This window comes from Rhodanobacter sp. FW106-PBR-R2A-1-15 (assembly GCF_058789735.1).
Genome location: NZ_JBYTEM010000022.1, coordinates 52820 through 72246 on the forward strand (window position 1 = coordinate 52820; position 19427 = coordinate 72246).

The 19427-nt window shown below is 67.1% G+C and carries 15 protein-coding genes and 4 tRNA genes; 13 read left to right on the top strand and 6 right to left on the bottom strand.

Annotated features, from left to right (window positions below; genetic code table 11):
• Positions 1–102: 102 nt before the first annotated feature.
• The gene (gene adh / locus AC3WTD_RS12315; RefSeq protein ID WP_492613956.1) at positions 103–1623 is read right to left on the bottom strand and encodes an aldehyde dehydrogenase; all 1521 of its coding nucleotides are present in this window, start codon (positions 1621–1623) and stop codon (positions 103–105) included.
• Positions 1624–1861: 238 nt separating this feature from the next.
• Here adh and AC3WTD_RS12320 point away from each other — a divergent pair, with 238 nt between their 5' ends.
• Entirely contained in the window at positions 1862–3790 is a 1929-nt protein-coding gene (locus AC3WTD_RS12320; RefSeq protein ID WP_492613957.1) for a sigma-54-dependent Fis family transcriptional regulator, read from the top strand.
• Positions 3791–3792: 2 nt separating this feature from the next.
• Here the strand turns inward: AC3WTD_RS12320 and ppk2 are convergent, their stop codons facing one another.
• The 3 genes from ppk2 to hemA all read right to left on the bottom strand — a co-directional run bounded on the left by ppk2 (position 3793) and on the right by hemA (position 7416).
• On the bottom strand, positions 3793–4557 hold the full coding sequence (gene ppk2, locus AC3WTD_RS12325) for a polyphosphate kinase 2 (RefSeq protein ID WP_027493516.1): 765 nt from the start codon (positions 4555–4557) through the stop codon (positions 3793–3795).
• A 421-nt stretch (positions 4558–4978) separates the two neighbouring features.
• On the bottom strand, positions 4979–6058 hold the full coding sequence (gene prfA, locus AC3WTD_RS12330) for a peptide chain release factor 1 (protein WP_492613958.1): 1080 nt from the start codon (positions 6056–6058) through the stop codon (positions 4979–4981).
• Between the two features lie 89 nt (positions 6059–6147).
• Positions 6148–7416 (bottom strand): glutamyl-tRNA reductase, encoded by a 1269-nt coding sequence (hemA, locus tag AC3WTD_RS12335; RefSeq protein WP_492613959.1) that lies wholly within the window; start codon positions 7414–7416, stop codon positions 6148–6150.
• An 84-nt stretch (positions 7417–7500) separates the two neighbouring features.
• On the opposite strand from hemA, the gene AC3WTD_RS12340 reads away from it, so the two are divergent.
• The 8 genes from AC3WTD_RS12340 to ychF all read left to right on the top strand — a co-directional run bounded on the left by AC3WTD_RS12340 (position 7501) and on the right by ychF (position 15065).
• The gene (locus tag AC3WTD_RS12340) at positions 7501–9258 is read left to right on the top strand and encodes a tetratricopeptide repeat protein (protein ID WP_235642566.1); all 1758 of its coding nucleotides are present in this window, start codon (positions 7501–7503) and stop codon (positions 9256–9258) included.
• Positions 9255–9866, top strand: coding sequence for a lipoprotein insertase outer membrane protein LolB (lolB, locus tag AC3WTD_RS12345; RefSeq protein WP_492613960.1), 612 nt, complete (start codon positions 9255–9257; stop codon positions 9864–9866). The genes AC3WTD_RS12340 and lolB overlap by 4 nt, the downstream gene beginning before the upstream one ends.
• A 51-nt stretch (positions 9867–9917) precedes the next feature.
• Positions 9918–11300, top strand: coding sequence for a 4-(cytidine 5'-diphospho)-2-C-methyl-D-erythritol kinase (gene ispE, locus AC3WTD_RS12350; protein ID WP_492613961.1), 1383 nt, complete (start codon positions 9918–9920; stop codon positions 11298–11300).
• Between the two features lie 48 nt (positions 11301–11348).
• Positions 11349–11425: transfer RNA gene (locus tag AC3WTD_RS12355), tRNA-Gln, on the top strand.
• A 51-nt stretch (positions 11426–11476) separates the two neighbouring features.
• Positions 11477–12418 (top strand): ribose-phosphate diphosphokinase, encoded by a 942-nt coding sequence (locus AC3WTD_RS12360; RefSeq protein ID WP_185754685.1) that lies wholly within the window; start codon positions 11477–11479, stop codon positions 12416–12418.
• 163 nt (positions 12419–12581) lie between these two features.
• Complete coding sequence (locus AC3WTD_RS12365; RefSeq protein WP_492613962.1) at positions 12582–13253, top strand: 50S ribosomal protein L25/general stress protein Ctc; 672 nt, start codon at positions 12582–12584, stop codon at positions 13251–13253.
• A 54-nt stretch (positions 13254–13307) separates the two neighbouring features.
• Positions 13308–13883, top strand: coding sequence for an aminoacyl-tRNA hydrolase (gene pth / locus AC3WTD_RS12370; protein WP_492613963.1), 576 nt, complete (start codon positions 13308–13310; stop codon positions 13881–13883).
• 93 nt (positions 13884–13976) lie between these two features.
• The gene (gene ychF, locus AC3WTD_RS12375; protein ID WP_027493507.1) at positions 13977–15065 is read left to right on the top strand and encodes a redox-regulated ATPase YchF; all 1089 of its coding nucleotides are present in this window, start codon (positions 13977–13979) and stop codon (positions 15063–15065) included.
• A gap of 230 nt (positions 15066–15295) precedes the next feature.
• On the opposite strand, the gene AC3WTD_RS12380 is transcribed toward ychF, so the two are convergent.
• The gene (locus tag AC3WTD_RS12380; RefSeq protein ID WP_027493506.1) at positions 15296–15688 is read right to left on the bottom strand and encodes an STAS domain-containing protein; all 393 of its coding nucleotides are present in this window, start codon (positions 15686–15688) and stop codon (positions 15296–15298) included.
• Positions 15682–17970, bottom strand: coding sequence for a SpoIIE family protein phosphatase (locus AC3WTD_RS12385; RefSeq protein WP_235642567.1), 2289 nt, complete (start codon positions 17968–17970; stop codon positions 15682–15684). The genes AC3WTD_RS12380 and AC3WTD_RS12385 overlap by 7 nt, the downstream gene beginning before the upstream one ends.
• Positions 17971–18137: 167 nt before the next feature.
• On the opposite strand from AC3WTD_RS12385, the gene AC3WTD_RS12390 reads away from it, so the two are divergent.
• The 4 genes from AC3WTD_RS12390 to AC3WTD_RS12405 all read left to right on the top strand — a co-directional run bounded on the left by AC3WTD_RS12390 (position 18138) and on the right by AC3WTD_RS12405 (position 19274).
• A complete protein-coding gene (locus AC3WTD_RS12390) occupies positions 18138–18626 on the top strand; it encodes an acyl-CoA thioesterase (protein ID WP_027493505.1) in 489 nt (162 codons plus the stop codon).
• A 163-nt stretch (positions 18627–18789) separates the two neighbouring features.
• Positions 18790–18875, top strand: a tRNA-Tyr gene (locus AC3WTD_RS12395).
• A 137-nt stretch (positions 18876–19012) separates the two neighbouring features.
• Positions 19013–19086 (top strand) — tRNA-Gly (locus AC3WTD_RS12400).
• A 112-nt stretch (positions 19087–19198) separates the two neighbouring features.
• Positions 19199–19274, top strand: a tRNA-Thr gene (locus tag AC3WTD_RS12405).
• The last annotated feature ends 153 nt before the right edge of the window (positions 19275–19427 follow it).

Consider the following 19427-nt stretch of genomic DNA (forward strand, 5'->3'; position numbering starts at 1 on the left):
CCCGGTGAAGTCGCTATGGAATGGTGGGCATCCGTGCCCGTTCTTCATCCGTGGCGATGGTTAGACAGCGGACGGCCAGACGGCCATTCGCTATCGGTCGACTCAGAAAAAGCCGAGTTTCTTCGGCGAGTAGCTGACCAGCAGGTTCTTGGTCTGCTGGTAGTGGTCGAGCATCATCTTGTGATTCTCGCGGCCGATACCCGACTGCTTGTAACCGCCGAATGCCGCATGCGCCGGATAGGCGTGGTAGCAGTTGGTCCACACGCGGCCAGCCTGGATGCTGCGCCCGAAGCGGTAAGCGCGGGTGCCATCGCGCGTCCACACGCCGGCGCCCAGCCCGTACAGCGTGTCGTTGGCAATGGCCAACGCCTCCTCATCGGTCTTGAAGGTCGTCACGGAAACCACCGGACCGAAAATCTCTTCCTGGAATACGCGCATCTTGTTGTGACCGAACAACACCGTCGGTTTCACGTAGTAGCCTTCCTTCAGCTCGCCGCCCAAGGTGTTGCGCTCGCCGCCAATCAGCACCTTGGCGCCTTCCTGTCGACCAATGTCGAAGTACGACAGGATCTTCTCCATTTGTTCGCCAGAGGCCTGCGCACCGAGCATGGTCTTCGGATCGAGCGGATTGCCCTGGACGATCGCGGCGACGCGTTTGAGCGCACGTTCCATGAACTTGTCGTAGATCGACTCCTGGATCAGTGCGCGACTCGGGCAGGTGCACACCTCGCCCTGGTTGAAGGCGAACAGCACGAAGCCTTCGATCGCCTTGTCGAAGAAATCGTCGTCGGCATCGGCGACATCGGCGAAGAAGATGTTCGGCGATTTGCCGCCCAGCTCCAGCGTTGCCGGGATCAGGTTCTGGCTGGCGTACTGGCTGATCAGCCGGCCGGTGGTGGTTTCGCCGGTGAACGCGATCTTGGCGATGCGCGGGCTCGATGCCAGCGGCTTGCCGGCCTCCAGGCCGAAACCGTTGACGATGTTGAGCACGCCGGGCGGCAGCAGGTCGCCGATCAGCTCTGCCCACACCAAAATGCTGACCGGGGTCTGCTCGGCCGGCTTGAGCACCACGCAGTTGCCAGCAGCCAGCGCCGGCGCCAGCTTCCAGCAGGCCATCAGCAGCGGGAAGTTCCACGGGATGATCTGCCCGACCACGCCCAGCGGTTCGTGAAACTGGTAAGCCACGGTGTCATGGTCGATCTCGCCGATCGAGCCTTCCTGCGCGCGGATGCAGCCGGCGAAATAGCGGAAGTGGTCGATCGCCAGGGGCACGTCGGCGTTGATGGTCTCGCGGATCGGCTTGCCGTTGTCCCAGGTCTCGGCGTAGGCGAGCAGGTCGATGTTCTGCTCCATTCGATCGGCGATCCGGTTGAGAATCAGCGCGCGCTCGGCCACCGAGGTCTTGCCCCACGCGTCCTTGGCAGCGTGCGCGGCATCCAGCGCCGCCTCGATGTCGTCCTTGTCCGAGCGCGGAATCTCGCAGAACGGACGGCCGGTGATCGGCGTGACGTTCTCGAAGTACTTGCCATTGGCCGGCGCCGTCCACTTGCCGCCGATGAAGTTGCCATAGCGCTGTTTAAAGGGAACCTGCACGGCGAGATGTTGCTGTTCGAGCTTGGTCATAGTGGCTTGCTCTGCGTCGGTGGAAAGGTAATGACGTCAGAGCAGGAGCCGTGCCACGGTCTGCATGAAGATGATTTTGCTGCACCGGCGCAATTGACCATGGCGCCGTGTTACGCCGAAAGTCTTGACAGATTTATTTCATCCGCCGCAACGCAACATCGGTATGGAGGCGCCGTTGTTGCACTTTGGGCGGCCTTGTGTCTTCTATCGAGACATCCGTTTCTGACGATGTCGCAAAATGCAACACATGAGGTTCCACGTGCGCCATCCGGCTTTGGTCGAATCGATCAACACGGCCCGCCGCAGCTTCTTCGACGGTGGTTTGGAACCGCGTGGACTGGTGCCCGACAACATCCTTGCCTCGTGGCATCGCTGCCGGCAGCAGGGCCTGGTGGCGAATGCATGTCCCGATGTCGCGCCGGTCGAGCGACATGCCCTGAGCGAGATGCAGGAACGGTACGAAGCGTTGCGCCGGATGTGCCGGCCGGAACTTGAAACACTGTATGCCAGCGCCAACCAGGCCGGCAGCATCGTGATACTCACGGCACCGGATGGTTTCATCCTCGATGCCCTCGGTAATACGGACTTCCTGGACAAGGCGGCACGGGTGGCCTTGCGCCCCGGATCACCGTGGAACGAGTCGGTCACCGGCACCAATGCGATCGGCACGGCACTAATCGAACGTTGCGCGGTCGAGGTGCATGGCGGGGAGCATTACTACGCGCCGCATCGCGTGCTGAGCTGCTCGGCCTCGCCGATCTTCGACCCTCACGGCAACGTGGTCGGCGTGCTCGATCTCTCCGGCGAATCCTCGGTGCACCACCTGCACGCGCTGGGAATGGTGCAGTTGGCAGTGGAACAGATCGAGCACCGCCTGTTCGAAGGTCATTTCGACCGCACCGACATCGTGCGCATCCAGCCCGATCCCGACCTGCTCGGCACCGCGCGCGAAGGCATGCTGGTGTTCGAGGCACATCGGTTAGTGGCCGCGAACCGCCATGCCTTGCGCCTGCTTGGCGTCGACTGGAGCGAACTGGGCAAGCGTCGCTACGACGAATTGTTCGCCTCGGCGCTGCCGCGGCCGGGCAGCCTCGCTGACATGCGCTGCCAGAATGGCGAGATGCTGCATGCCTGGCGTGACGCGCTGAGCTACAACAGCATCGCCCCGCGCGTGCCGCGCAATGCACGAGCCCGGCCGGCACGCGCTCCCGTAGCGGTCTTTTCCGCGGCGCTGGACGCCGAGATCGACCGCAGCGTGCGCCTGCTCAATGCCGACATTCCGCTGCTGCTGCAGGGCGAAACCGGCACCGGCAAGGAAGTGGTAGCGCGCGAGTTGCACAAGCGCAGCCAGCGTGCCGGGATGCCATTCGTCGCGGTGAACTGCGCGGCGTTGCCGGAAAACCTGATCGAATCCGAATTGTTCGGCTACATGCCCGGCGCGTTCACCGGCGCGCGGCGCGAGGGCGCTCCCGGCCTGCTGCGTAGCGCTGATGGTGGCATCCTGTTCCTGGATGAACTGGGCGACATGCCGCTGGGTACGCAGAGCCGCCTGCTGCGCGTATTGCAGGAACGTGAGGTCACGCCTCTCGGCGGCAGCCGCGCCCATGCCATCGACATCACCGTGGTCGCCGCCACGCACCGCGACCTCGCCACCGCCGTAGAGCGCGGCGAATTCCGCGCCGATCTCTATTACCGCATCGCACAGTCGACCTTGCGCCTGCCGGCGCTGCGGGGGCATCCGGAGATTGCTGCGGTGATTCGCCAGCTCTGGCATGCGCTGGGCGCAGAGCAGATCCCGATGCACCTGCATCCCACTCTTGTAAAAGATCTTGCCTCGATGTCGTGGCCGGGCAACCAGCGCCAGCTGGTCGGCTTGCTGCGCAGCTTCATGGCTCTGGGCGAGGTCGGTTCGACGCTCACCATCGACGACTTGCCGGCCGACATGAAAAAGCCACCATCGACGACGGCACCGATGGCTACCGATTTGTCCGGTGACCTCCATGCGATCGGGCAGCAGGCGATCGACTTGGCCATTTCAGCCTGCGACGGTAACGTCGCGGCGGCAGCGCGCAAACTGGGTGTCAGTCGCAGCACGATTTACCGGAGGCTGATCCCGCAGGATGCCGTGAAAGCGAACCCGTTGCCGGATCCCGTCCGCGAACCCTGAGGTCATTCGGCTGCCGGTACCCACAGTGCCCTGTCGGTGACCTGCTCGGTCTTCGGCTTGCCCTTGAGCTTGGGCAGTTTCACCGCGGGCACGGCTTCCTCGTGCAGCGGCACCTGCTGCAGCAGGTGGTGGATCAGGTTGAGCCGGCCGCGCTTCTGGTCGTTGAAATCGACCACGAACCACGGTGCATGCCTGGCGTGCGTGCGTTCGATCATCACGTCGCGCAGCCGGCCCATCTCGGCGTATTTCTGCCGCGCGACCAGGTCCACCGGCGACAGCTTCCAGCGCTTCAGCGGGTCGTCGGCGCGTTCGGCGAAGCGCTTTTCCTGCTCGACCTGGTCCACCGCCAGCCAGTACTTGATGAGGATGATGCCGTCGTCGGTCAGCAGCTTCTCGAATGCCGGCACGGCATTGAGGAAGGCCTCGTATTGCGTGCTGCTGCAGAAGCCCATCGCCGGTTCCACCACGGCGCGGTTGTACCAGCTGCGGTCGAACAGCACGAACTCGCCGGCGCTGGGCAGGTGGGCGACGTAGCGCTGGAAGTACCACTGGGTGGTCTCGGCCTCGCTCGGCTTCGGCAAGGCGGCGACGCGGTAGCCGCGCGTGTCCAGGCTTTCGGTGATCGCCTTGATGGTGCCGCCCTTGCCGGCGGTGTCGCGGCCTTCGAAGATCACCAGCAAGCGCTTGCCGCTGCTGCGCAGGCCGCGTTGCAGCCGGATCAGGTCGAGCTGCAGTGCCTCGATCGCCTTGCGGTAGTGCTTGCTCATGTACGCCTCGAAGAACCGTTTTTTTTTCGTCATTCCGGCGAAGTCCGGAGGAGTTTTTCAACAGCGAAGCTGGTCATCGCATCTGCCTCTCGTACACCGCAAGAGCGATTCCGGCCTTCGCCGGAATGACGACAGGGAGGGGTGGCTGCAGGGTAATTCAGACCGCCGTGACGGCGAGGTTCAGGCGTTGAAGATCAAGAGCGAACCCCACCTCAGCCCTCCCCTGCAAGCAGGGGAGGGAGCAGATCTGCTCTTGCCAGGGGCGAGTGCGGCGGTTTTGGCCCCTCCCCCTGCTTGCAGGGGGAGGCTGGGAGGGGGTGAGCTTTTGATTCTGACTCGATGAAGAGCGACCCCACCCCAGCCCTCCCCCACAAGCAGGGGAGGGCGCAAGGGCCGGAGCTGCCTGCCGCTGGTACTGCTTTCAGGTTCCGCCGAGCGCCTGCAGCAAATCGGCCTGGTGTTCGCGGGTGAGCGTGTCGATCAGTTCGCCCAGGTCGCCCTGCATGATCTCGGGCAGGCGGTACAGGGTGAGGTTGATGCGGTGGTCGGTGATCCGGCCCTGCGGGTAGTTGTAGGTGCGGATGCGCTGGCTGCGGTCGCCGGAGCCGACCTGCAAGCGGCGCTCCTGCGCCTGCGCCGCGCTCTGCTTGCTCTGCGCCTCGTCGAGCAGGCGCGCCTTCAGCAGGCTCATCGCACGGGCGCGGTTCTTGTGCTGGCTGCGTTCGTCCTGGCACTCCACCACGGTGCCGGTGGGCAGGTGGGTGATGCGGATCGCCGAGTCGGTCTTGTTGACGTGCTGGCCGCCGGCGCCGGAGGCGCGGAAGGTGTCGACCTTGAGGTCGGCCGGGTTGATCTCGATGTCGTCGATCTCGTCCAGCTCGGGCAGGATCGCCACGGTCGCGGCCGAGGTGTGGATGCGCCCCTGCGACTCGGTTTCCGGCACGCGCTGCACGCGGTGCGTGCCGGATTCGAACTTCAGTCGCGAGTACGCGCCCTTGCCTTCGATGCGCGCTACGACTTCCTTGTAGCCGCCGTGCTCGCCCTCGTGCTCGCTGAGGATCTCGACGCACCAGCGGCGGCTTTCGGCGTAGCGCAGGTACATGCGCAGCAGGTCGCCGGCGAAGATCGCCGCTTCGTCGCCGCCGGTGCCGGCGCGCACTTCGAGGTACAGGTTGGCCTCGTCGCGCGGGTCCTTCGGCAGCAGCACGAGCTGCAGTTCGTCGTCGAGGTCGTGCAGGCGCCGCTCCAGCCGGTGCACGTCGTCGGCCGCCATCTCGCGCAGTTCGGGGTCGTCCAGCATCGCGCGGGTTTCCGCCAGTTCGCGCTCGGCCCGGTCGTGCTCGCGCAGCGAGGCGGCGACCGGTTCGAGCTGGGCGTACTCCTGCGACAGCTCGCGGAAGCGCGTGTTGTCGGCCAGCACTTCCGGCTGCGAGAGCAGCAGCCCGATTTCCTCGTGGCGCTCGGCCAGGGCCTCGAGCTTGCGGCGGATCGATGGAGTCATGCGTGGGCGTTCGCTTGTGTAGGAGCGCACCCTGTGCGCGATGGCTATTTGACGGGGACCGGTGAAAAGCATTCGCGCACAGGGTGCGCCTACGGTGCCCCGGCGTCGTCGTCCAGCCCGTACAGCCGCCCGGCGGCATGCAACAGGTCCAGGTCGCCGGCCAGCGCGGCCTCGCGCAGGCGCGCGCTGGGGTGGTGCAGCAGCTTGTTGGTCAGCGTGTTGGCGAGGAAGGCCAGCGCCTCGTCCGGCGACTTGCCGTGGGCCAGCATCGCACGGGCCTTGCCCAGCACCTCGTCGCGGTAGACCTCGGCGTGCTGGCGCATGTCGATGGCCGGGTTGCGCAGGGTCAACGTACGGCGCCAGGCCATGTAACGCTCCACCTGCAGGTCGATGATCGCTTCGGCCTCGTGTGCAGCGGCGGCGCGCGAGCGCAGGTTGTCGTCGATCACCTGGCGCAGGTCGTCGATGCCGTAGAGGTACACGTCGGGCAACTCGCCCACGTCGGCCTCGATGTCGCGCGGCACCGCGATGTCGACCATGAACATCGGCTTGCGCTTGCGCGCGGCCATCGCCTGCTCGACCATCGCGCGGGTCACGATCGGCTGCCGCGCGGCGGTGGAGGAGATCACGATGTCGGCCTCGGCCAGGTGCTGCGGCAGGTCGGCCAGCGCGATCGCGTAGCCGCCGTGGCGGCCGGCCAGCTCCTGCGCGGTTTCCGGCGTGCGGTTGGCCACGATCAGCCGGCGCGCCTGCTTCTCGGCCAGGTGCCGCGCGGCCAGTTCGATGGTGTCGCCGGCGCCGATCAGCAGCACGCACGCCTGCTTCAGGTCGGCGAACACCTGCTCGGCCAGGCGCACCGCGGTGAACGCGACCGAGACCGTGTGCGCGCCGATGCGGGTGTCCGTGCGCACCCGCTTGGCCACCGCGAAAGTGTGCTGCAGCAGGCGATCCATCGGCGCCTTCAGCGCCTGCGCCTCGCGCGCCAGCTGGTAGGCGTCCTTTACCTGGCCGAGGATCTGCGGCTCGCCCAGCACCATCGAGTCCAGCCCGGTGGCGACGCGGAACATGTGCCGCACCGCCTGGTCCTCGTCGTGCCGGTACAGGAACTCGTCCAGCTTGCCGGGAGTCAGATGGTGATGACGATTCAGCCATGCCTGCGGGATGTTCTCCGCGCCCGCCGCGACGCCCACGTACAGCTCGGTGCGGTTGCAGGTGGACAGGATCATCGCCTCCTCCACGCCGGGCTCGCGGGTGAGCTCGTGCAGGGCCTCGCCGGTGGCGTCCGTGTCGAACGCCACCTGCTCGCGCAGGCTGACCGGCGCGGTGAGGTGATTGAGCCCGAGGGCGATCAACGGCATGGTGGTCGGAACATCTCGGCGGCAGGAATCCGGCGGCGTAGGCTAAGCTTGGCGGGACGTCGCCAGGTGGTGACTAGAGCAGGCATGTGGATGGACGGTAGTGTGGGCAGCGGTGCGGGCAAGTTCAAGCAACTGCGGCATTTTACGGCAGCAGCGGCGTTGCTGCTGGGCCTGGTCGGCTGTACCGGCGTGCCACTGCGTTCCGCCTCGAAGACAATCGCCACGCCGCAACCGCTGGCGCACCTGACGGTGGCCACGCCGGACGCCGACCACGACGCGCTGGCGCAGCTGCTGGCCGGCGAGATGGCGCTGACCCGCACCGACCTGAAGACGGCCTCCGCGCATTACGACAAGGCGATGGCCCTGAGCAACGACCCCAAGGTGGCCGAGCGCGCCGCCGGGCTGGCGATCGCCGTGCATGACGGCGCCGCCGCCGAACGCGCGCTGCAGCGCTGGCAGGTGCTGGGCGCCGCGCCGGCCGCGCTGGCACAGGCACGCGCCCAGCTGGCGCTGGACCGTGGCGATACCGCCGAGGCGCGGCAGCAGCTGGAACGTTTGATCGACACCGGTGACAAGGACGCCTGGCGCCAGTTTGGCCGCGTGCTGGTGGGCGCCCGCGACCAGGCCCAGGCGGCCCGCCTGCTGGAGGCGCTGGCCACGCCGCCGCGCCTGCCCGCCGACGCGCACGCCTGGCTGGCGATGAGCGAGCTGGGCGACCGCCTTGGCCGGCACGCCTATGCGGTGCAGATCGCCGACGCCGCGATGCAGCGGTTCAGGAGCGCCGAGACCTACGCCTGGGCGGCGCAGATGAAGTTCAAGGACGGCGACCGTGACGGCGCCCGTGCCCTGCTGCAGAAAGCGCTGGCGAAGGAACCGCAGAGCATCCAGTTACGCCTGGCCTATGCCGGCATGCTCGGCCAGGCCGGCGACTACGCCGGCGCCGGCCGCTTGCTGGCGCGCGGCCCGCAGAACGCCGACACCTATGCGATGCGCGCCGGTCTGGCGGCGCACGAGAAGGGTGGCAAGGCGCTGACCGCGTTGTACCGGGAACTGCAGAACGCACCGCCGGACATCCGCGAAAGCAGCGCGTACCTGCTCGGCCAACTGGCCGAGATGCAGCATCGCGAGGCCGAGGCGCTGGCCTGGTACGACCAGGTCGGCGACGCCGACGAGCATGCGTTCGACGCCGACCTGCGCAGCGCCATGATCCTGCACACGCAAGGCAAGCTCGCCGAGGCGCATGAATTGCTGGGCCAGCTGCAGCTGGCCTACCTCGACCAGCCCGAGCAGCTGCGGCAGGCCTGGCAGGCGGATGCCGAGCTGTACCTGCGCGAACAGAACTACGCCAAGGCCGAGGCGGCGTTCAGCCATGCGCTGCAGGTGGTGCCGGACGACCCGGGGCTGCTGTACGGCCGCGGCCTGGCCTATGCCGAGGGCGGCCAGATCGACCAGGCGGTGAGCGATTTCCAGCGCCTGCTGAAGATCAAGCCGGGCGATGTCGACGCCAGCAACGCGCTGGGCTACACCCTGGCCGACGCGAACCGCGACCTGCCCGAGGCCGAGCGGCTGATCAGCGCCGCGCGCGCCGCCAAGCCGGACGACCCGGCGATCGCCGATTCCTGGGGTTGGCTGCAGTACCGCAAGGGCAACCTGGAGCAGGCCGCGCAGGCCCTGCGTGGCGCCTGGCTGGCCCGCAAGGATGCCGACGTCGGCGTGCACCTGGGCGAGGTGCTGTGGCAGCAGGGTCACCGGCAGGACGCGCAGCGGGTCTTCGACGAGGTGCGCAAGCTCGATCCGCGCAACGCCGCCCTGCAGGAAACCCTGAAGCGGCTGCATCCATGAGGCGCTGGCTGCGTCTTGTCGCCGCCGTCGCCCTGCCGCTGCTGCTTGCTGCCTGCGTGCCGCCGGCGGTGCGCGTGAAGGGCGACGCCGCCTTGTTCGACGCGCAATTCGCGCGCGAGCATGCGCTGGCGCGGGTCGATCACTGGGAGTTGCAGGGCCGGCTTGGCGTTTCCAACGGCAAGGACGGCGGCAGCGGCAGCTTCAGCTGGACCCAGGACGGCGCGCAGTACGAGTTCGTGCTGCGCGGGCCGGCGATCAGCGGCATGAATTTCCGCCTCAGCGGCGGCCCGGACGGTGCGCTGCTGGAAGGCGTGGAGCATGGTCCACTGCGTGGCCCCGATGCGGAGGCGCTGATGCACAAGGCGCTCGGCTGGGAAGTGCCGCTGCGCGATCTGCGCGCCTGGGTGCTCGGCCTGCGCGCGGACAGCGGCCCGGCCGAGCTGAGCTTTGGCGAGAACCGGTTGCCCTCGCTGCTGCAGCAGGACGGCTGGACGGTCGACTACCGCGAGTGGGACGAGGCGCGCCAGCCGCCGTTGCCGACCAAGGTGTTCGCCGGCAAGCCGCCGTACAAGGTGAAGCTGTCGATCGAGTCCTGGCAGTTCCGCTGATGGGTTAGGCTTGGCGCCCCGCTGGCGTCGCCGCAGCACCGGAACCCGAGCATGCCTTTCCCGATCGAACGCGCCGAGCCGAACCAGGTCGAGGCGCTGTGCGCGATCGAGCGCCAGGCGGTGCAACTGTTTCGCGGCCATCCGGCGTGGCCCAGCTACTCGGCCATGGCGATCCCGTCGGAACTGCTGGGCCAGGCAATTGGCCGCGGCCTGGTCTGGGTGGCGCGGGATGGCACCGGCGAGCCGGTCGGCTTCGTCTGGCTGGACACGGAACTGTCCGATGGCGCGATCGGCATTGCCGAGATCGACGTGCTGCCGGCGTACGGCCGGCGCGGCATCGGTGCGGCCCTGCTCGAGCATGCCTGCGCCTGGGCGCGCGAGGCCGGTTACCGGTGGGTGGGCCTGGGCACCCTGGCCGAGGTGCCGTGGAACGCGCCGTTCTACGCCAAACACGGTTTTGCCGTGGTCGACAAGGACGATCCAGCGTTTGCGTTTGCGCGTGAGCGCGATCGCGAGAACGGCTTCCCCGACGAGCTGCGGGTATTCATGAGCCGGCCGCTGGCACCGCCGGCGCCCGGCGGGTGGACGGTGTGGCCGGCGCCGGCCAAGCTGAACCTGTTCCTGCGCATCACCGGGCGGCGGGCGGACGGCTATCACGAGCTGCAGACGGTGTTCCGCCTGCTCGACTGGGGCGACGAGGTACGCCTGCGCGTGCGCGACGACGGTGTGGTCCGGCGCACGCGCGAGGTGGCGGGTGTCCCCGAAGCCGCCGACCTGGTGATGCGGGCGGCACAGTTGCTGCGGGAACGCACCGGCACGCCGCTGGGCGTCGACATCGCCGTGGACAAGCGCATCCCGATGGGCGGCGGGCTGGGCGGCGGCAGCTCCGACGCGGCGACCGTGCTGGTGGCGCTGAACCAGCTGTGGCAGCTGGGCCTGGGCGAGGATGGGCTGGCGGAGCTGGGGTGCCGGCTGGGCGCCGACGTGCCGGTGTTCGTGCGCTGCCGCTCGGCCTGGGCCGAGGGCGTCGGCGAGCGGCTCACCCCGCTGGCCTTGCCGACACGCCATTACGTGGTGCTCGACCCGCGCGAGCCGGTGCCGACCGCGGCGCTGTTTCAAGCGCCTGAATTGACACGAAATGCCCCGCCGGCGACAATTTCATCCTTTGTTTCCGGCGAAACGACGGAAAACGCCTTCACGCCAGCAGTGCGCGCGCGACACCCGCGGGTGGCCGCGGCGCTGGACTGGCTGGGCGGTTTCGGCCAGGCGCGGCTTTCCGGCAGCGGCGGTTGCGTGTTCCTGGAGCTGCGCTCGCTGGAGCGGGCGCAGGCGGTGGCGCGGCAGTGCCCGGCGACGTTCACGGCGCATCTGGCCACGGGTGTCGAGGTGTCGCCCCTGCACGAGGCCGCGGCGCGCCACCGGCATGCGGCGTGACGGTTGGCGGCTGGAGACGGATCAGGTTCGGCAATACACACATACCACTGGGGCGTCGCCAAGCTGGTTAAGGCACGGGATTTTGATTCCCGCATTCGCAGGTTCGAATCCTGCCGCCCCAGCCATTTCATGATGGCTTTTGTTTCGAGGTAACCACCGTGGACACGTCCACTCCGATGATGCTGTTTACCGGGAACGCCCATCGCGCGCTCGCCGAGGACGTCGCCCATCGCCTGGGCGTGCCGCTGGGCAAGGCGCTGGTCGGCACGTTCAGTGACGGCGAGGTGCAGATCGAGATCGAGGAGAACGTCCGCAAGCAGGAAGTGTTCGTGATCCAGCCGACCGGCGCGCCCAGCGCGGTCAACCTGTTCGAGCTGCTGGCACTGACCGATGCGCTCAAGCGCGCCTCGGCGGCCAGCGTCACCGCGGTGATCCCGTACTTCGGCTACGCCCGGCAGGATCGCCGGCCACGCTCGGCGCGGGTGCCGATTACCGCCAAGCTGGCTGCCAGCATGATCGGCGCCGCCGGCGTCGACCGGGTGCTGACGGTCGACCTGCACGCCGACCAGATCCAGGGCTTCTTCGATATCCCGGTCGACAACGTGTACGCCTCACCGGTGCTGCTGGCCGACATCTGGCGCAGCCACAGCATGGACGACCTGATCGTGGTCAGCCCGGACGTGGGCGGCGTGGTGCGTGCGCGCGCGATCGCCAAGCGGCTGGACGACGCCGACCTGGCGATCATCGACAAGCGCCGCCCGCGCGCCAACGTGTCCACCGTGATGAACATCATCGGCGACGTGGACGGCAAGACCTGCGTGATGGTCGACGACATCGTCGATACCGCCGGCACGCTGTGCGCGGCGGCCGCCGCGCTGAAGGACCGCGGCGCGCGCAAGGTGGTGGCCTACTGCGTGCACCCGGTGCTGTCGGGCCCGGCGATCAGCAACCTGGAGAATTCGAGCCTCGACCAGCTGGTGGTCACCAACACCTTGCCGCTGCGTCCGGAAGTGCAGGCCTGCGCCAAGATCCGCCAGCTCTCGGTCGCCGAGCTGCTGGCCGAAACCATTCGCCGCATCGCCTTCGGCGAGTCGGTGAGCTCGCTGTATGTGGATTGAGAGCCGGGATTCGGGATTCGGGATTGGGGATTCGCAAAAGTGCCGGCGTTGGCACTGACGAATCTCCATCTCGAATCCTAATCCCGAAACACCAACTTCCCTGGTCGCGGGGGAGTTACCCGGCCGTCGCGAGGCGGCCAACACCAACCAAGGTAGCAACGAAATGTCCAAGACTCATGAGATCAAGGCGCAAAGCCGCAAGGACGAGGGGAAAGGTGCGAGCCGCCGCCTGCGTCGTGCGAGCTTCGTGCCGGCCGTCGTGTACGGCGCCGGTCAGGCTCCCGAGAGCATCCAGATCGAGCACAACACCATCCTGCTCGCCGCCAAGAACGAGTGGTTCTTCTCCTCGGTGCTCGACCTGAACGTCGACGGCAAGGTGCAGAAGGTGCTGGTGCGCGACTGGCAGAAGCACCCGTTCAAGCAGCTGATGATGCACATGGACTTCCTGCGCGTGGACGAGAATGCCGCGATCCGCGTCAACGTGCCGCTGCACTTCCTGAACAAGGAAAAGTCCGCGGCAGCGAAGACCTCCGGTGTGGTGATCTCGCACAACCTGACCGAAGTGGAAATCACCTGCCTGCCGAAGGATCTGCCGGAAGCCATCGAGCTGGACCTGGTCGACCTGAAGCCGGGCGACATCATCCACCTGTCGCAGCTGAAGCTGCCGAAGAACGTCGAGCTGGTCGCCTTGCACGGCGGCGAAGGCCACGACATCGCGGTGGTCACGGCCAACACGGTGCTGGAAGAAGCCGAGGAAGCGCCGGCCGCCGAGGCTGCTGCGCCGGCTGCGGCTCCGGCCGCCGCCGCGCCGGCCAAGAAGGACGACAAGAAGTAAGCCGCGTCGGCCCGCGCTCGTCTGGAGCGCGGGCCGTCACTGCTGCTTGTCCGCATGGCTGGTTTGCGACTCATCGTCGGGCTGGGCAACCCCAGCACCGAATACTTCCGAACCCGGCACAACGCCGGGTTCTGGCTAGTTGATGCCCTCGCCAGCGCGCAGAGCGAGCGCTTTGCCTTCGACGGCAAGCTGCACGGCGAAGCCTGCCGCGTGCGCCTCGGCGGCGAACCGGTATGGCTGCTCAAGCCGGCCACCTTCATGAACAAGAGCGGCATCGCCGTGGTCTCGGCGCTGCGCTATTACAAGATCGAGCCGGAGCAGTGTCTGGTCGCGCACGACGACCTGGACCTGCCGCCCGGCACCGTGCGCCTGAAATTCGACGGCGGCCACGGCGGCCAGAACGGCCTGCGCGACATCATCGGCCACCTCGGTCACGGCAGGTTCCATCGGCTGCGCGTGGGCATCGGTCACCCTGGCCAGCGCGACCAGGTCACGCCGTGGGTGCTGGGCCGGCCCTCGGCCGCGGACGAGGACGCGATCCTCGACGGCATCGGCCGCGCGCTGGACGTGCTGCCGCTGGCCGTGGACGGCCAGTTCGACAAGGCGATGCAGTTGCTGCATACGAAATAGCCGGGATTCGGGATTCGGGATTCGGGATTCGTCAAAAGCACGACGCCCGCTCTCCGAATCCCGAATCCCCAATCCCGAATCCCGGAGCTTCAAATGGGCATCAAATGCGGCATCGTCGGCTTGCCCAACGTCGGCAAGTCCACCCTGTTCAACGCGCTGACCAAGGCGGGCATCGCCGCGGCGAACTTCCCGTTCTGTACGATCGAACCGAACGTCGGCGTGGTGCCGGTGCCGGATCCGCGGCTGAATGCGCTGGCCACCATCGTCAACCCGCAGAAAGTGGTGCCGACCGCGGTGGAGTTCGTCGACATCGCCGGCCTGGTCGCCGGCGCGTCGAAGGGCGAGGGCCTGGGCAACAAGTTCCTGGCGCACATCCGCGAGGTGGACGCGATCGCCCACGTGGTGCGCTGCTTCGAGGGTGACGTGATCCACGTCGCCGGCAAGGTCGATCCGATCGCCGACATCGAGACGATCGACACCGAACTGGCGCTGGCCGACCTGGAGTCGGTGGACAAGGCGCTGAACCGCGCCGAGCGCGCGGCCAAGGCGAACGACAAGGAGGCGCTGGCGCGCAAGCCGGTGCTGCAGAAGCTGGCCGCTGCGCTCAACGAAGGTCGCTCCGCGCGCAGCGTCGGGCTGGACGAGGAGGAGAAGGCGCTGGTGCGTGACCTGTTCCTGCTCACCCTGAAGCCGCTGATGTACATCGCCAACGTCGCCGACGACGGCTTCGAGAACAACCCGCTGCTGGACGCCGTGCGCGAACGCGCGGTGAGCGAGGGCGCCGAGGTGGTGCCGGTGTGCGCGGCGATCGAGGAGGAGCTGGCCCAACTCGACGAGGCCGACCGCGACGAGTTCCTGAAGGACATGGGCCTGGACGAGCCAGGCCTGAACCGGGTGATCCGCGCCGGCTACAAGCTGCTCGACCTGCAGACCTATTTCACCGCCGGCGTGAAGGAAGTGCGCGCGTGGCAGGTGAAGCGCGGCGCCACCGCGCCGCAGGCCGCCGGGGTGATCCACACCGATTTCGAGCGCGGCTTCATCCGCGCCGAGACGGTCGGCTACGACGACTTCATCCAGTACAAGGGCGAAGCCGGCGCGGCGGCGGCCGGTCGGCTGCGCAAGGAAGGCAAGGACTACATCGTCAAGGACGGCGACGTGCTGCACTTCCTGTTCAACGTCTGACGCGTCGCTCAGAGCTTGTGAAGAAAACCACATCCTGTGGCTTTCTTTGATCGCGAATCCGGTACATGCCCGGACTCGCTCACATGAAACAGTCACTGGGGTGACTGTTTCATGTCCGGCCAGCGGGCAACTGCTCCTGCGTTGCCTCAACTCGGGCATCCATGCCCTCGCCATGCCCTCGCCATGCCCTCGCCGTGGCCGGCCTGAGAGGTTGAAAAAATCACAACCTCTCAGGCGTCGCCGTTGCCCTCGATGACCTGCCGTTGCATGCGGTCCAGGTAGGCGTCGAGTTCCTGCGTGCTGGTGAAGACCTCGTTCACCGGCACCGCCTTGACGATGTCGAACACCTTGCGTACCTGCGGCTGCGGGTTCAGCAGTAGGGTGTGGCCGTTGCGCGCGCGCATGCTCTTGCGAATCCTGGCCAGGCTGCGCAGGCCGGCGCTGCTCACGTACTCCAGCCCGGCCAGGTCGACCACCACGGTGCCGCCTTCATCGAGCCGGGGCAGCAGGACCAGCATGGCTTCATCGAATTCGCCGAAGCTCATGGCGTCCAGGCGGCCGCCGACGTACACGACGACGCGATCGGTGGCGGGGAATTCATGGTGCAGGCTGAGCGTCATGATGAAGATTCGTCCAGGTTTGGGTAGGCGAAGCGAAGCAGCAGGTGGTTGCCGTCGGCGTCCCGTGTATAGCGCATTTCGCTGGCCATGGTACGCGCGAGGTGGATGCCGAGCCCGCCGAGCTGCTCGCGGTCGGCAAGGTCGCCGGTGAGGTCCGGCGCGGCGGACTGCAGCGGGTCGAAGGCGATGCCGTCGTCGATCAGCTCGACCACGACCGCCTCCGGCTGCGGCTGCAGCAGCAGGCGGATCTGGCCCGGGCGGCCGTCGGGGTAGCCGTACTCGACGGTGTTGACCATCAACTCCTCCAGCACCAGCCGCATGTCGCTGCGCAGGCTGGCGGGCACCTCGGCGTCCTCCAGCAGGTTCTCGCAGCGGTCGAGCGCGCCGAACACGTCCACCAGTTGGGTGCCGATGCTGATCCGGGCAGCCGGCGGTGTGGCGCCGTGCCAGGTCAGCGCCAGCACGGTGATGTCGTCGGTTTGCGCGGCGTCCGCCACGAAGCGATCCACGTCGCCCAGCAGCCGTTCGATGTAGTCGGCAGTCGGCGCCGCCGGCGGCACCATGGCGAGGCTTTCCACGGTGCGTTCGATGCCGTACATCCGCTGCTCGCGGTTGCTGGCCTCGGTGATGCCGTCGGTGTACATCAGCAGCGTTTCGCCCTGGTGCAGGCGCAGGCGGTGCTCGTGGTAGTCGGAGTCCTCATACAGCCCGAGCACCGCACCCGTGGGGAACTCCAGCAGCTGCGGCGCGCCGCGGCCGCACAGGATCGGCGGCTCATGGCCGGCGCTGGCCAGCAGCAGGCTGCCGCTGCCGGTATCGAGCAGGCCGCACAGCAGGGTCGCGAACATGCAGCTGTCGTTGCCGCGGCAAAGTTCGAGGTTGAGCAGTTGCAGCAGGCTCCGCGGGGTCTGCGCGCGCGGCGCCAGCACCTTGGCCAGGGTGATCGTCTGCGCCATGAACAGGGCCGCCGGGATGCCCTTGTCGGAAACATCGCCGACCATCACGAAGAAGCGCTGCGGATCGAGCATGAAATAACTGTACAGGTCGCCGCCCACCGCTCGCGCCGGACGCAGCGCCGCGTGCAGCTCGAACTGGGCGCAGACGGCATCGAGGTAGTGCTTGCTCGGCAGCAGCCCGAGCTGGATCTGGTGCGCGATCTCCAGTTCGCTGGCCAGGCGCTGTTTTTCGCGTGCCACCCGTGCGAGGTCTTCGAGGTGCAGGGCCAGTTCGCGCCGCATCTGGTCGAAGGACTGGGTGAGGCGACCGACCTCGTCGGGACGGCGGGCCGGCGGCAGTTCGAAATCCAGCTCGCCGCGGGCGACGTGCTCGACGCGGTCGACCAGTACCTTCAGTGGCGCCATCGTGCGGCGAATGGTCAGCAGCGTGATCAGCGCGACGCCCAGCAGCGCCAACAAGCCCAGCGCGAGGCTCAGCAGGAAGATGTGTCTTACCCCGGCGTAGATGTGCTGCTCGGGAATCACCAGGCCGAATCGCCAGCGGGTACCTTCGATCGGGGCGGAATAGACCCAGACCGGCCCGTTCGCGCGCGGGTTCTGCGCCTTCGGCAGGCGCGTCGACTCGGCGCGGTCGCTGGCCAGCACCCCGAGCAGCGCCGGCATGCCGCGCTGGCCGACCATGGTGGGGTTGTCGTGGGCCAGGAAGTTGCCGTCGCTGTCCAGCACGAAGGCGTAGGCGCCGGCGGGCTTGGCCAGGCCGCCGAGTATCCGGTGCAGCCAGTCGAGCGTGACGTCGGCGTTGATCACCCCGACGGGATGCCCGTCGCGACGGATGGCTACGGAGTAGTTGATCAGCTGGCGGCGGCGGGATTGCGAAAAGAACGGCCGCTGCCAGCAGCCGTTGCTGCAGCCGAGCCCGCCGAGGAACCAGTTGCTGTTCCAGTAGGGGTTGGCGTCGCGCGAGAGGTCGCGGTCAGCCAGGCTGCCGTGGTCCAGCCGGCGCACGAAGGGCGAGTACGGCGGGGGTGCGGCCGGATCCGCCGAGGGCCGGAACGCTGCGGCCAGCCCGTCCATGTCCAGGTCGGCGGCCAGCGTGTCGCGCAGCAGCGGTTCGGCGTCGTCGCGGCGGCTGCCGATGATCGCGGCAAGCATGCGTGCCGAAACCGCGACACGGTCGATCCGGGCCTGAATCTGGTTGCCGGCGTCGGCTGCCAGGGAGGCCGCTTCGCGGTGGGTGTGTTCGAGGATCTGCGCACGGGTCAGGCCGAGCAGCAAGGCACCGGTGGCGGCCAGTACCACGGCGGAGCCGACCAGAACCCATAGCGCCATCCGTGATGCAATACTGCGCAAGGCCACCGCCGGATCTCCCCGTTTCCCCTGGCTCATCTAGCCATGAAGCCAGGTGGGCTGCAAGCCGACAAGCCGTATCCGGACGCGGGAAAGTGCACACGGTCAGGCATAATCCCGCTTTAGGACCCGCGATGAGGTCGCCAGCCATGCCCGGACAGCAGCACGAAGTGAGCTTCCGCTTTCTCGCCCAGCCCACCGACGTCAACTTCGGCGGCAAGGTGCACGGCGGCATGGCGATGAAATGGATCGACCAGGCCGGCTATGCCTGCGCGGTGGCCTGGAGCGGGGCGTACTGCGTCACCGCCTCGGTCAGCGGAATCCAGTTCGTGGCGCCGATCCTGATCGGCGACCTGGTCACCGTGCGGGCGCGCCTGATCCGTACCGGCACCAGCAGCATGCACATGGCCGTCGACGTGCTGGCGCGCGACCTGCGCAAGGATGAGCAGCGCCTGGCGACCAGTTGCGTGATGGTCTTCGTGGCGCTGGACAGCCCAGACGGCAAACCCACCCCGGTGCCGCATTGGGAGCCGCGCAACGACAACGAGCGACGGCTGCAGGAGCAGGCAAGACAGCTGCTGGAACTGTCCAAGGGCATGGAACGGCTGGTCGACCTGCGTGCGGCTGCGCCGGACTGATGTTATCCGCGGAAGGGTGGGCTGCTGGTGCGTCATCGCTGCTGCAAGGTGTTGACAGTCCGGGGTTCGATCCACACAATACGCGTTCTTTGTTGGCTGAATCTCCAGACTGCCAACGAAGGCAGATTGCAGATCTGCCGGTTCCGCGACACGCAAAGATTCTGGAGGGATACCCAAGCGGCCAACGGGGGCAGACTGTAAATCTGCTGGCTTACGCCTTCGGTGGTTCGAATCCACCTCCCTCCACCAGAGCAAGTTGACATCGGATGGCCGCTTTGACCGATGGCAGGTTTCACCGGAGTCGCAGGAGCGCTCCGATACGCGACGCGAGAGCGGCGCGACCCGCGAGGGAAGGGACAGGATGTTCGGCAGGCGTTCCGCGCAGGGCGGGAGTAGTTCAATGGTAGAACATCAGTTTTCCAAACTGATTACGCGGGTTCGATTCCCGCCTTCCGCTCCATTGCGCTGCCCTTGTCACGCAGGCCGACCGGAACAAGGGTCGAAGCTTTTTCGAAGAGTCCGGCAGGATGCCGGTCTGTGGTTTGCCATCATGGAAGATGGCTGAAATCTCCGCTCATGTAGCTCAGTCGGTAGAGCACTTCCTTGGTAAGGAAGAGGTCACAGGTTCGATTCCTGTCATGAGCACCATCCATTCGGCCATCATGGCCGGCCCGGAACGGGCAGGTTTCTTCAATTCATTGACTCCATCGGGGTTTAGCGCGCTATGGCAAAGGGTAAATTCGAACGCACCAAGCCGCACGTGAACGTCGGCACGATTGGTCACGTGGATCACGGCAAGAC